Raw genomic sequence first — 13,725 nt, forward strand, 5'->3', positions numbered from 1 at the left:
TTAAAAATAAAAACCAGAAATTAAAAATAAAAATATTATCCGTTCTTAACGGATATTCTCTGTTGTAAAAAATAGAATCGTGTTAGTTTGTATATGCTTAAGCCTGAATCGGCTTTTTGAAAAAATCTGCCAAAATGGCACTTTGCCGGGCAGACTTGATTTTCTTAACTTGTTTAAATATAATGAGTTAAGTTTTTATATGTTATTGGCACATACTTTGCACTTAGAACTATCGAGCAAAGTTTTTTGGTCAAAAGGAGACATAAACTATGGCAAAAATTATAGGAATAGACTTGGGAACGACGAATTCGGTCGTTTCGGTAATGGAAGGGACAACACCAAAAGTGCTTGTCAACTCGTCCGGCAGCAGGCTTACGCCGTCTGTAGTAGGCTTTACAGATAAAGGTGAGCGTCTTGTCGGCCAGATTGCCAAGCATCAGCAGGTAACCAATCCCGAAAACACTGTTTTCTCCATCAAGCGGTTTATGGGCCGCAGGCATAATGAAGTCGCCACTGAGGAAAAAACAGTGCCATATAAGGTAGTCGGTGGTTCAAACGAACTCGTCAAGGTAAACGTAAGGGGCAAAGAGTATACCCCACCTGAAGTCTCGGCAATGATTCTCCAGGATTTGAAGAAAACCGCTGAGGACTATCTTGGCGAAAAAGTCGAAAGGGCGGTTATTACTGTTCCGGCGTATTTTAACGATGCTCAGCGTCAGGCCACCAAGGATGCCGGCACAATAGCCGGTCTGAAGGTTGACAGAATTATAAATGAGCCTACAGCCGCGGCCCTTGCCTACGGCGTTGAAAAGAAGAGAAACGAAAAAGTAGCGGTCTTCGATTTCGGCGGCGGAACATTCGATATTTCAGTTCTCGATATCGGCGATAATGTTTTTGAAGTGCTCAGCACCAACGGCGATACTCATCTCGGCGGCGACGACCTCGATGAACTGCTGATAAATTATCTCGCCGATGAATTCAAAAAGACCGAAGGCATTGACCTTCGCAAAGACCCGATGGCGCATCAGCGGCTCAAAGAAGCTGCCGAAAAAGCCAAGTGCGAATTGTCCGGCCAGGTTGAATCGACGGTAAATCTTCCGTTTATCACAGCCGACGCCTCCGGGCCCAAACATCTGCAGATAACCATCACCCGCAGCAAATTCGAAGCTTTGGCAGAGCCTATATTCGAAAGACTCAAGAATCCGTGCGTCCGGGCGATGAGCGACGCAAAAATGAATCCATCCGATATAGCAGAAGTTCTGCTCGTCGGCGGCTCGACAAGAATCCCAAAGGTTCAGCAAATAGTAAAGGACCTGTTTAAGAAGGAGCCGAACAAGAGCCTGAATCCTGACGAGGTTGTAGCAATAGGCGCAGCCGTTCAGGGCGCAGTTCTCGCCGGCGATGCTGGCGTAAAAGATATTCTTCTGCTGGACGTTACGCCGTTGTCGCTGGGCGTTGAAACCCTCGGCGGCGTTATGACAAAACTGATAGACCGCAACACGACGATACCGACCAGCAAAAAGGAAGTCTTTTCGACCGCTGCCGACAGCCAGACAACTGTAGATATCCACGTCCTGCAGGGCGAGCGAGAGTTCGCGCAGTACAACAGGACGCTGGGCAGATTTCAGCTTTCTGATATTCCGCCTTCTCCTCGCGGCATTCCGCAGATTGAGGTTGCATTCGATATAGATGCAAATGGCATATTGAACGTCTCGGCAAAAGACCTCGGTACCGGTAAACAGCAGTCGATTCAGATTAAGTCCAGTTCCGGCCTTAGCGACGAGGAAGTCAAAAAGATGCAGCAGGATGCCGAAGCTCACGCCGACGAAGACAAGAAACGTCGTGAGGTCGTTGACCTGAAAAATCAGGCCGACCAATTGGTTTACTCGACTGAAAAGACTCTTAAAGAGCACGGCGAAAAGGTTTCAGCCGATACGCGCGGCAAAATCGAATCCGCCGTTAATAATCTTAAAGAAGTCGCCAAAGGCGAAGATGGCGACGCGATAAAGAAAGCGATGGAAAATTTAAGTACCGCCGCTCAGGAACTTGGCAAGATTCTTTATGAGGAAGCCGCCAAGAAACAACAGGCCGCAGGCGGCCCGAAGCCTTCAGAGCAGCCGCAGAGCGGAGGAGAAGGCGAGGTCCATAGAAAAGGCGGCGGCGATGATGTGATTGACGCCGAATTCGAAGCAAAAGATAAATAAAGATAAAACCAAAAACCCCGGCCTTTGGCCGGGGTTTTTTTATTTACTGAACCAGCCAGTTTGAAGCAAGCAAAGCAAAATCCCTAAAATTTACATATCCGTCTTTATTTGCATCCGCTCTTTCATAATAATCATTTTCTCTGCTGCCGCTATCTTTAAGCCAATAGAAACAAAATTCCGCCAAATCATTTATATCGACTTTGCCGTCAATAACCAAATCGCCGGCAGGCGGGTCTGTTACAAAAACAACACTGAACGGCTCGGACAGTTCATAATTTTCTAACTCGTCGTAGATGATATATGTAATCCATTGCAGTTCTGTTTCGCCGGACGGCGCAAGCGCCCGATATTCCAGATGCAGATGTTTATCAGAAAGTGCGCTGTGATTTACCCAGTCGCCCGCTTCATTAAATTCAATTCCCAGTGTACTTTCTTTTGCTATAAATCCCGGCTTTATGGATACACACTCAATAATAATTCTGTAGTCAATATTTGCTGTTCCACAAAGCTGCCTGTTGGGGTCGCTTGTGCCGATTACGTCAAATCCCGGTTCGCCTATCTGATACCTGTTGTATCTTACGTTGTAATATAATGGGTAATGCCAATACCGCCATGTCGGCTCTCCGCTATTGTCAGGGTCGCTATGCCGGTACTTCTGTGTGCAATCTACGAACAGCTTATTATCGTCGTCGGTACCGGATATTCCATCCCGGTTGCAGCCGATTAAAAAATGGTCAAGAGGACAATCCGCGAAACAACAACCTGTCGTTAATGAAATGATTATGGTTAATATAATTTTTTTAAACATTTTAAAACTCCTTTATTCATCATTCGGCCAGGCCGGTGCACATTCCGGAAACCAGAGACAATTTCCCGGCCAACTATATGTATCTTCAAATTTCAACATCTCCGCGTGTCCGTCAGCAAAAAGATAGTTCGATTTTTTCGAGTGTCTATCCCAGGCGATTTGTCCTTTCGCCAGTTTTATATTGTAAAACCACTGTTCCGGATGAATATGGTCGACGGCAGTCCACGACGACAGACTTTCGCTGACATAAATGCAGTACTGCGGCTTCGGAATCATTCTTGTTCTGTTGTATTTGCCTTTGTTGTATTTATCAGGTCTGTCACATTTCGAATCGAGCAGGGCGTTGAGTGCAAAACTTGACCATCTTTTATCACCCTGCGATTCAAGCGGTTTGTCCCAGTCGATAAAATCTCTGGCGGTGTCGGAAGGGCATTTGAAAAGCAAATCCTGCTTAAGATATTTTGACAAAATTTTCAGCCAATACTGATTAGGGTCGTCGAGATGATGGCAGGAACTGTCCGGCAAACGGGTGTCGCTGTCCTGCAGATAGCACTGCAAAGCGACTCCCATCTGCCGCATATTACTTGAGCATACGACTTTCTGCGCCTGCTGCCTTGCCTTCTTCATCGCCGGCATTAGAACTGCCAGCAGCATAGCGATTATCGATATCACTACCAGCAGTTCTACCAGCGTAAAGCCCCGCACTGTATTTACTGTACGGTTTCTTGTCATTATTATTTCCTGCGACGTCTCAAAACAGAAACTAAACCTGCACCAAGCAGTGTAAGTGTTGCCGGTTCAGGAACGGTTACAAAATTCAGTGTGCATTGAGCTGATTCAGCAAAACCCGTCGAACCGGTATCAAATACTGTAAACACGGCAGAAAAATTTTCACTTGCTCCGTCGGCCAGAACGAGAAATTCAGTATGGTTGTGAAAATACCAGTTCTCTTCATCATCCCACTGCGATTCGTTAAAAGCATAAGTTGAGTTGTCTGAAGTCAGGATTTCCAAAGTTGTAGCTTCATCTTCCATCCAGAAATTTACAGGGTCGGAATAATTAATTCGTTTCAGCGATATAAGCCAGCCGGGCTGTGTCAATTCGTCATTTGAATCGAGCCGATATTCGCTGTCTTCTGCCGAATGCCAGCAGTCAATTTCGGCAATGTAAATTTGCCTGTCGCCGATATAGTCTCCGCTCGGCAGCATTTTTATTGTATCGGGAACCCCAAAAATCCAGAGTTGAGCGTCATCACCCGTACCTGTTATGCCGTCGGCGTTAATGCCGACAAAAATATGGTCGTGGTCGCCGTCTTCATGGCAGTATGCCGAAGATGAAAATAATAAAATTGTTAATACGGAAATTACGATTACACAAATACTTCCTGTCCTTAACATAGGATACCTCCGGTTAATTTAATTTTTTAGTTTCCAGCACATTCATTTATGCGCAGACTACTAAGGCGCATAGTATGGCTGTTATAAAATATGGAATTAAAGTTTTACGCTGCCGCCGGAGGTGCGCGCAGGTAAGGAATGAGGAATTTGAAATTTGGCTTAGCCCTTTTGGTTTCACGAACATTCGCAATAACAACTTGCGGCAGTTCTAAAGAAACCGGAATAGATGTTATTACAGCCTTGTTTTTATTTATAGCGGCCTGCTGGCAGATAGGACAATGTTTGTGGTCGTGTCCGCCTTCGTCGTGCTGGTGCTCAGCAATATGCAGATACAGAAAAACATTTGCCGAGCTGAGCAGAAACGTTGCCGCGACAATAGTAAGAACAAATTTTCGCAATGATTTAATCATTATATTCTGCTATGAACACGCCGGACAAAGCCCTTCGATTTTAACCTGCTGTCTTTGGATTATGAACCCTTTTTTTAAGCCTTTTACAAGAGGTACCGTGGAACCGGTCAGACAAAAAGTATCGCCGCAGCTATTACAGGTGAAATGCGGATGGCACTGCTTTTCACCGCAATGATGCGCAAGCTCATAGTTCCACGCCCGTTTTTGAACATAAGCCCTGTGAACCAGGCCGATTTTGCAAAGCTTTTCGAGAATCCTGTAAATCGTTACCTTGTCAGGGTCATATTCAGACAGTTTTTCAAGCAAATCCTCCCTTGAAAGCGGCCTGTCAGCCTTAAGCAATTCGCAAAGCACGAGAATCTGCGTCTTTGTTGAATTTAAGCCCGCCTCTTTTATTAATTCTTTCGCTTTTGTTTCTAACTTATTGTCAGGCATACAATTACAACTTTCTCAAATCTCACTAAACTGCAACATAGTTGCATTTTATCAGATTGTAATTATATTGCAAGAAATTTTTGGGCTGAAGTTTTTTATTTCCCTATGCAGAAACGGGAAAAAATAGTGTCGAGAATTGCCTCGTCGATATGTTCTGTCTCAAAGCCTGACAGATTCTGTAGAGCCGAACGTAAAACAAAAGCCGCGATTTCTTCGCTGCCTTTTTTCAGTTCGGCAGATGCGTTTTCAATGTTTTTAATCGCTTCAATTACAGTTTGCCTGTGTCTTGCGGTAAGGGCGGTCTTGGGGGCAGATTCCGATGTATTCGATGTTTGAGTAATTATATTCTGCCGGATAAATTCTTTGAGTTTTTCAAGACCGAAAATATTTTTAGCACTGGTAGTTAAAAAATCCGTGGCAAATAGTTTTTTAAGAAGTTTTAATTTTGCGGTTACTTCGCCCTCCGGTAGGGCGTCACATTTCGCTGCGGCGTAAATGGCCGGTTTCTTCGAGAGACGTTTTAGGACTTCCAAATCGTTCGAATAATCTGGCTTTGTTATATCTGCGCAAAAGATTATTACCACGGCATCGTTAATTGCCTTTAATGCCGCAGCATTGGCAAGAGTTTGAATAATATCGGCCGGGTCAACAACAAGACCGGCACAATCGAACAGGACGCAATCGCAATTGTCTAATTTCAGCCAGTGCTCGAGCACGTCCCGCGTTGTTCCGCTCTGGCCTGATACAATGCTTCTGTTCGCTGCGATAAGTGCGTTAACAAGACTGCTTTTTCCCGCATTGGCAGAACCTGCGATTATTACCGAAGGCGCCTGGGCAATCTGCTCAAATGTTATTGAGCCTGAAAGAAGCTCATCGAGGCCGCTGCGGATTTTGCCCGCTGTTTCGACAGCCTTTTCCGGAGTGATTAGTTCTATATCTTCGGCGCCGAAGTCAAGGTCCGCTTCGATTAAACTCAACAAGCCAAGTATTTCCTGCCGGATTTGACCGACCTTTTGTTCGATGGAACCGCTGAAAAGTTTTTGCGCGGCACAAAGCTGATACTGATTCGAACTTTGTATTAATTGCGCAACAGCTTCAGCTCTCGATAAATCCATTTTACCGTTAATGAAAGCCCTGTATGTAAATTCGCCGGCCAGTGCGCTTCTGCAGCCGAGGGAAAGCAGTTTTGAAAAAAGCAGCTCGACAGCTTCGCCGCAGGCGAAAAGATGAATTTCAGCGAGGTTCTCGCCCGTGTAAGAATTCGGGGAATGGAAAAGATAAAGCCCGGCAGCAGCGGTAAAATCTTCCGTAATTTTCACCTGCATCTGAATAACTTTTCTTTGTTCAGCGATATGGCCGTCTTCGGCAATATTTTTCAGGATATCGAAAGTTTTATCGCCGCTTATGCGTATGATTTTTTTTATGGAAGGAGTCGTTCCGCTCGATACCGCGACAATCGTATCATTCACATTATACATTGTGTTTTATATATCAAACATTAGGTTTATGAAAACTTAATAGGCGGTTTCGGTTTTTTCTTTTTTAATTTTCCGCCGAGTTTGCTTGTTGTCGGCACAAGATAGGCTTCTTCGGCGGCCTCTTTTTCCTGAATGTGTTTTTTTATGATATATTGTTCGACAACACCGGCCGTAGTGCTGGCCATAATGTAAAGGTTCAAACCAGATGGTGCCTTGTAAAGGAACAGGAGCATCATTATGGGCATCATCCAAAGCATCATTTTCTGCTGTTGAGCTGCCTGTGGATTAGCCGAAGGAGCCGATGAAGGCATAAGTCTTTGCTGCGCGAACATCGCGGCACCGAGCAGCAGCGGCAGCAGATTGAAACTTGTGCCGATAAATGTGCCGATAATCGGAATTTTCTCGACAGCGGCAGGGAAATAAAACAGCGCGTCAACGTTCGACAGGTCGGTTATCCAGAACGGCAGGAATGCCGCTCCTCTGAATTCTATACCGGCGTAAATAGCGCTGTAAAGAGCAATCCAGATTGGCATCTGCAGCAGCATAGGCAGACAGCCCAGCACTGGCGATGCTCCGTGCTCTTTGTAGAGCGTCATCATCTGTTTGTTCATTTCAGCTTTATTATCAGCATATTTTTTCTTTATCTCCTCTGACTTTGGCGCCAGTTTCGACATCTTCATCATCGAGACCTGGCTTTTCTTCGTAATCGGATGCAGCAGTACCCGAACCACGAAAACAAATATGATAATCACAACTCCGTAGTTGGGAATAAATCCATAAAGCCAGTCCATTGAATTAAGGATGAAGAAACTCAGCGGGCTGAAGGTATCTCCGAAGCAGGCCTGAAAATCTATTGCTTTTCTAAAACCCAGTTTGGTATAAAGTGGGGTCGAATCAAAAAGATGCCTGTCTTTTGGGCCGATATAGACCTGAAAATTGTATGCAAGTTTCTGCTGCGACGCAATTGATGCCGTCTGGGTTTGGAGCCGAACGCCGATATTCTCATCGTCTTTTACGTCAGCGTCAGGGTCAAAACTTATTGCGTATTTTGCATCTGTCCAGTCGCTGTATAAATCTTTTGCCTCTGTCGGCACAGGCCGAATGATAGAGGTGAAATACTTATCCGATATGGCAGTCCAGAGGAATTTATATTCAGCGTTTTTGTGGAACAGTTTCGCTTTGCCGTTAAAATCCTTGGTAATTTTTTTAATGTTTATCTTTGTAACTTCCACAAGTCCCTGAGGATTCAAAAAACCTGTAGTTACTGTTCTCGTATCGGTTCTTTGGTCCTCTCTTGTTATACCGACAGGGCCGAGCATATCAAGCGAGGCTTTAATTTCGGCATCGCTCAAATTAGCGATAGCAACATTGCAATCCAGCAGATACTTTTCAGGTCTGAGTGTATAGGTTTTTGTCAGTTTTATAAGTTCGCTGCTATTCTTCAAAATGACCGCATAAAAACTTACCGTTTCGGAGCCATCGCTATTTTTATTTATGCCGGTACTTTGCCAGTTAAGCCGGTCAAGCGGAAATGCTTTGCCTGTCTCCGGCAGCAGCAGCCTGGCACTTGCCAGGGTATTTGCATTACCAACAGAGGATAACAGCTTAAGCGGCTGCAGATTTTTAGGGTCCCGATTATCATAGTCGCGAAGTTTTACAGAAATAACCGCGGCACCTTTTGTGGTAAGTGCAAGTTCGAGTTTATAAATGTTATTGCTTTCCGCCGGCAGAACAGAGCCGAGCGTGAATGTTTTTTCTTCGGCGCTTACCGCGGTAATTTGAGAACTATCAACCGGTTCATCAGGCAGGGACGCCATTTGAGGCTGTGTTTTTTCAGCGGGCTGATTAGCTTCAGCGGCAAGAGTTAAGATTTTTCCGCCAGTATTTTGCGATGCTGAAAATATACCTGATTCCGATATCAAAACAGCACATATAACCAGATACGCGGAAATGAACAAAATAGTCAGTTTTTTTACGCTCATAATTTTTTATCGTCCTTCGCTTAATCTGTCGGCCTCGAAATTGTCGAGTTCCGGAATATCATATATTTTTTTCGCTGTGGTTTTGTAGTCGTATTCAAGGCGGACGAAATGAACGCTGTTCTGCTCGACACAAACATAGCTTGCCCTGTTGTCCTTGTCTCGCGGCTGACCTACGGAACCGACGTTTATAATTGCTCTTTCTTCCGGCACTATGGGATAAACATAATCGAGTTCGTCAGGAGTATAGAAGTCCGGGTCATCGAGAAAAACGCCCGGAAGATGGGTGTGCCCGATAAAGCAGATATGCTTAACACGGTCAAACTGTGCCGTTATTTTCGCCGGCGTAGTATAAACATCGTCCGGGAAAAGATATTCGTTTATTGGTCTTCTCGGCGAGGCGTGAACAAAGTCGAACGTTGCCGTTGCGCCGTCGAGTTCCGCGGAAAGGGTCCATCTCATCTGCTGTGTGCCAAGATAGTTCCAGCGTTTATGTCTTTTTTCGCTGCCTTGTTCGGTTTCAAGCTGGCTTCTTGTCCAGAAGCTTGCCCGTTCGGCGCCGAGGTTAAAATTTGTCGGCTCATACAAAATAGCATAATCGTGATTGCCGATAACACAGGCCTGGGTTTTTTCGATTACCAGGTCCAGACAATCCTTCGGGTCGGGTCCGTAACCGATTATATCTCCAAGGCAATAAATAGTCTTAATGCCCCTTTTTTCAATATCCGCAAGCACTGTTGTCAGTGCTTCAAGATTCGAATGTATGTCGCTGATTATCGCAAACATGCGGTATTCCTGACTTAATGAACAAAATTATCACAAACAGAGGTGGTATTTATACCAGAAAAATGGTGGCTGTTCCAGTTGTTTTATTGTCCAATTAGAGCAGGATAATCGGGGCATTATGTGGAGACTTTTGCGGAATTTTATTCTTTTACACCTTCCGTCCAGTTTCCAGGCATAATTTGCATATCATTCATATCAACCGGCCCATCGTTTTTTAAATCTATACCGAAACGACAACTATTGTTGGGGTCATTGTAAATTAAAGGGTCGTTACAGTTACGCATCCAATCGGTTGCGAGAATTGCAAAATCTTCGAAATCTACAGTATTATCACGGCTTAATGCCGTTCACAGATGGATTATGGTGGAAAATAAGGGATCCGGTGAGCCAGTTTTCAGACATAATTTGCAGATCATTCATATCGACCGGCCCATCACCTGTTATGTCAGTGCCAAGCAGGCAACTGCCATTGGGGTCATTATAAATCGCGGTGTCGTTACAGTCGCATTGCCAATCGCGGGCCAAAATCGTGAAATCCTCGAAATTAACCGTACAATCACAATTAAGATCGCCGGGCCCCGACGGATTTTGACATAAAACGAGTCCGTCAACCGCAAAATATGTATTGTATCGATAATCGCCGACATCGTTTACTGTTATAACTAAATTGTAATTGCCCGCCTGATTTGGCTCAAAAGTATATTCGAATCTCCTCCAGCCGGCCATTGAACGATAGGAGCCGGTGTAGGATATCTCCATATGAGCAACTGTCAATTCCTGGAGGTTGGCATCTATTACAGGTATAAGTTTTATATCCGCAAAATCGTTCCACTCAGGCAGCCAGTCGTATGTCCCAAAGAAATAGACGCCGGTAAGTTTATTGCCGGCTTCAATATTAATATTCTGCCATACCTTGGCGTAGATCGGCTCAGGATTAAAATCACCCGTGCTGAGCATCAGGAAGTTATTTCCATCAAATGGAAGAAGGCTGTTGATATGCCATTCAGACAAATTTTCATCCGGCGTGAATTGTCCTATTACCGCGGCATAGTTCTCATGGTACCAGCCTGTCGGGGTGTTGAAATCAAATACTTCATTATAGTCAAAAAGCTCAAAGCTGCCGTTATTGGGATCTGCGATTGCACAAGATATGCATAGAGCACAACAAATACAGGCTAATACTCCCCAAAACTGTACACACCTAAACCTCATTAATATCCGATAGTTAAAGTATTCAGGCTGATTCACATATATTATAACCTTCGGCATGCTAAAATCAAGAAAAATTAACCGCTAAAACAAACATACCGACCTTTTTTGTCCTTAAAATAACAGTGTTTGTAAAGCCTATTTTGTGTCATTTACTGCCGAAACTCTCAAAATACGGCATAACATACAACTGACGATACATATATAGATACGTTTAAATGGGCCAAAATATTGCTGAAAAATACAAATTAAAAATATAAACACCTTAAATACGATAAATAATCGGCATTTTCGTTAAAATTTTAACGACAAAACTCGTAAGTTGCAATATACGGCAAATAATCTATGATGAGGATGATATGAAGAAAGGAAGATAAATGGCAAAAAAAATACGGTGGGGTATTGTTGGTACCGGCGGAATTGCACATCAGTTCGCTAAAGCACTGGCGATACTTCCTGATACAGAACTGACGGCTGTATCGTCACGCACAAAAGAAGCCGCTGAAAAATTCGCCGCGGAATTCAATGTGCCGAACTGCCATATCGGAGCGGAATCTCTGGCAAACGATAAAAACGTCGATGCCGTTTATATAGCGACGCCTCATCCGATGCATAAAGGCGAAACAATTTTTTGTCTTGAGGGTGGAAAAGCGGTGTTGTGCGAAAAACCTTTCGCGATGAACGGCTTAGAAGTCGGGCAGATGATTAAATGCGCAAAGAAAAATAAATTGTTCCTGATGGAAGCAATGTGGATGTATTTTTTCCCGGCAATGAAAAAGGTTCGCCAACTCGTCGATGACGGGGATGTCGGAGAAATACGGCATGTGCAGGTCAACTTCTGTTTCCTTAAAGACTTTCAGCCGCAAAGCAGATTGTTCAATCCGAACCTTGGCGGCGGAACCTTGCTGGATATTGGCGTTTATGTCATCGCCTTTGCCCACAAAATATTAGACAAGGAGCCGGTCCAAATTGCCAGCATGGCGGACATCGGGAAAACAGGCGTTGACGACCAGTCATCGATGATTTTGGGGTATGACGGCGGCGTGATGGCCTCACTGAACTGTTCATTTCGCGTCAATATGCCATGCGAAGCTGTGATTTTCGGAACAGATGGATATATTAAAATCCCGCACATGTTTTTCCAGCCCGACAAAATCATTGTAAAAGCCGGACAGGAACAGGAAAAAGAAATAAAATTCGACCGGCTCGGAAACGGATACACTTATGAAGCCATGGAAGTTATGCGGTGCCTGCGCGAGGGAGAAACTGAAAGCCCGATTATGCCGCTGGATACGAGCATGGCTATTATGAGGACGATGGACCGGATTCGGCAGCAGTGGAATCTTGTCTATCCTATGGAAAAGAAATAACTATTTCGGGAAATAATTCGCCTTTACCCAGTTAAAATTAAAAATTATATGCAGACCGATAAGGCAGATAAAAATCATTCCTGCGGCTTTGTGAAAAATTCCGAAAGCGGCGTGCGAATAATAATCGCGAAAGATTACTGATATCGTCTGGTTGATGAAAAACACCGCCAAAATTGGATTTAAAATTTTAAGCATCGTATTTTTTGTCATAATAATCTCCTTTTTACCAGTTCTGCATCGCCGAATATTCCACCGTCGCGTTGGCATCGGCCGGTATCTCGACGGTGAAACGCGCGGTTGTCGCGTCTTTCTTTGTGTAAGAATGGCTGGTACCTTCATCGATTTTCCAGTTTACCCATGACGGGAATTTTTCATCGACGAAAACCGTAACGGCCGAGTCCTTGCGGTTGCGAAGTTCAATCGAATGTTTTTCCCATCTGCTCCTGCGGTCAACTTTGCTGTCGAGCATTTTATACTCAACGGCGATATCAAAGGCGTCGCCGATATAGAGCGATAATTTTTCATTCTTCGGCGTATGGTCAATTAAATCTTCGCCGACAAATTCAAGTGCGCCGTCGGTATCTTTTTTGAAGACACGGACTTTGCCTTTGGGCAGGGCGATTCCTAGGGCGAATTCTTTTTTGTTTTCGAACTCGAATTTTATCTGAACTTTTTTATCGTTTTTGGTCCGCTCATAGAGATAGATTTTTTTTGCGGGGACGTTTTCGGCAGGCGTAATAAATTCAATCTGCTTGGTCTGATTATTGTTTATCGTGCTTGTGCGTCCGAGCGTATAAAGATGATATTCCATAAATGCTTTTTCTTCAAAAACCTGGTCGCTGGCTGTCATACCAAGAGCTCTGTATTTCATCATTTCGGGCGGCTGAGGTTCCGTGATTCGCCTTACATCTCCGGCAATAAGTTTTATCTTCGCGTCTTTATATGCAGCTCCGCTTTTATTGTCGAGGGTTACCCATCCGCTGAAATCGAATGCGTTTTCATCGGCGTTGAGAATTGCCGAGTAGTCGGCTTTCCAGTTTATGTCATTGGTAGTATAAGTTACCTGACAGTTCTCTTTGCCGCTCATTTCGGACTGAGCCAACCATACGAGTGTCGGTTTTGTAACCAAATCATCCGGCATATGAAGCAATAGAATGTTTTCGATACTGTTTTCAGATATTATTTGAATGTAGCCTTCCTGATCTTTCATTATCAGGTTATTGTCTCTTGCGGCCAGCAGAGTTCCGATGATTTTTTTGCCGGGGTCGGAGCCGCTGCCTTTTACAAAAATAGAAACTGGTTTGTTGATATACCGCTGCAAAAGACTCGAGGTGCCGACAAGGTCGTATTCATAATTTTGTTCGAGGATGGCGATTTTGCCCGGCGAGGAAAGGCACTGGAAACTTACGCTGGCAGGGTCAATGGACGAAGCGACATCGGTGAATTTTATCGTGTTAAGGCCTTTTTCAAAGACTATGGGGCGACACTCCTTAACTACGCCGAAATTGTTGTTATAAACGGTGACGGCTACGGAATTGCTTTCGGACGGTTCTTTGGCTGCGAAAAGACAATTTGAAAGTAAAAGAATTGCAAGAATGGAAAGTAATTTTTTCATTTTTTGTGTCTCCATAAAATCATTGAAGATATTT

The 13,725-nt window shown here is 44.3% G+C and carries 13 protein-coding genes; 2 read left to right on the forward strand and 11 right to left on the reverse strand.

All coding sequences use genetic code 11. The features are described 5' to 3' along the window. Positions 1 to 269: 269 nt before the first annotated feature. Complete coding sequence (gene dnaK / locus WC496_05390) at positions 270 to 2,204, forward strand: molecular chaperone DnaK (protein MFA5292452.1); 1,935 nt, start codon at positions 270 to 272, stop codon at positions 2,202 to 2,204. 43 nt (positions 2,205 to 2,247) lie between these two features. On the opposite strand, the gene WC496_05395 is transcribed toward dnaK, so the two are convergent. The 9 genes from WC496_05395 to WC496_05435 all read right to left on the reverse strand — a co-directional run bounded on the left by WC496_05395 (position 2,248) and on the right by WC496_05435 (position 10,709). Further along, positions 2,248 to 3,012 carry a dockerin type I domain-containing protein gene (locus WC496_05395; protein MFA5292453.1) on the reverse strand — a complete coding sequence of 255 codons (765 nt, stop codon included), beginning with the start codon at positions 3,010 to 3,012 and terminating at the stop codon, positions 2,248 to 2,250. Between the two features lie 12 nt (positions 3,013 to 3,024). Beyond that, on the reverse strand, positions 3,025 to 3,744 hold the full coding sequence (locus WC496_05400; GenBank protein ID MFA5292454.1) for a prepilin-type N-terminal cleavage/methylation domain-containing protein: 720 nt from the start codon (positions 3,742 to 3,744) through the stop codon (positions 3,025 to 3,027). 2 nt (positions 3,745 to 3,746) lie between these two features. After that, positions 3,747 to 4,409: a PEP-CTERM sorting domain-containing protein gene (locus tag WC496_05405; GenBank protein ID MFA5292455.1), complete on the reverse strand. Its 663-nt coding sequence runs from the start codon at positions 4,407 to 4,409 to the stop codon at positions 3,747 to 3,749. A gap of 104 nt (positions 4,410 to 4,513) precedes the next feature. Next, a complete protein-coding gene (locus tag WC496_05410; GenBank protein ID MFA5292456.1) occupies positions 4,514 to 4,819 on the reverse strand; it encodes a hypothetical protein in 306 nt (101 codons plus the stop codon). Positions 4,820 to 4,828: 9 nt separating this feature from the next. Then, positions 4,829 to 5,254 carry a transcriptional repressor gene (locus WC496_05415; protein ID MFA5292457.1) on the reverse strand — a complete coding sequence of 142 codons (426 nt, stop codon included), beginning with the start codon at positions 5,252 to 5,254 and terminating at the stop codon, positions 4,829 to 4,831. Between the two features lie 95 nt (positions 5,255 to 5,349). After that, complete coding sequence (locus tag WC496_05420) at positions 5,350 to 6,723, reverse strand: GTPase (GenBank protein ID MFA5292458.1); 1,374 nt, start codon at positions 6,721 to 6,723, stop codon at positions 5,350 to 5,352. A 35-nt stretch (positions 6,724 to 6,758) separates the two neighbouring features. Further along, positions 6,759 to 8,714 carry a membrane protein insertase YidC gene (gene yidC, locus WC496_05425; GenBank protein ID MFA5292459.1) on the reverse strand — a complete coding sequence of 652 codons (1,956 nt, stop codon included), beginning with the start codon at positions 8,712 to 8,714 and terminating at the stop codon, positions 6,759 to 6,761. 6 nt (positions 8,715 to 8,720) lie between these two features. Beyond that, positions 8,721 to 9,497, reverse strand: a complete 777-nt coding sequence (locus tag WC496_05430; protein ID MFA5292460.1) for a metallophosphoesterase family protein — start codon at positions 9,495 to 9,497, stop codon at positions 8,721 to 8,723. 330 nt (positions 9,498 to 9,827) lie between these two features. Beyond that, positions 9,828 to 10,709 (reverse strand): hypothetical protein, encoded by an 882-nt coding sequence (locus WC496_05435; protein ID MFA5292461.1) that lies wholly within the window; start codon positions 10,707 to 10,709, stop codon positions 9,828 to 9,830. Between the two features lie 374 nt (positions 10,710 to 11,083). Between WC496_05435 and WC496_05440 the strand changes: the two genes are divergently transcribed. Continuing rightward, positions 11,084 to 12,076 (forward strand): Gfo/Idh/MocA family oxidoreductase, encoded by a 993-nt coding sequence (locus tag WC496_05440; GenBank protein ID MFA5292462.1) that lies wholly within the window; start codon positions 11,084 to 11,086, stop codon positions 12,074 to 12,076. Here WC496_05440 and WC496_05445 read toward each other — a convergent pair whose 3' ends face one another. Together WC496_05445 and WC496_05450 are read right to left on the reverse strand one after the other, a co-directional pair. Further along, a complete protein-coding gene (locus WC496_05445) occupies positions 12,077 to 12,286 on the reverse strand; it encodes a hypothetical protein (protein MFA5292463.1) in 210 nt (69 codons plus the stop codon). A 13-nt stretch (positions 12,287 to 12,299) separates the two neighbouring features. Then, entirely contained in the window at positions 12,300 to 13,691 is a 1,392-nt protein-coding gene (locus WC496_05450) for a DUF4139 domain-containing protein (GenBank protein ID MFA5292464.1), read from the reverse strand. Positions 13,692 to 13,725: the final 34 nt, after the last annotated feature.

The organism is Phycisphaerae bacterium (assembly GCA_041652575.1).
Taxonomy (GTDB): Bacteria; Planctomycetota; Phycisphaerae; order Sedimentisphaerales; family UBA12454; genus UBA12454.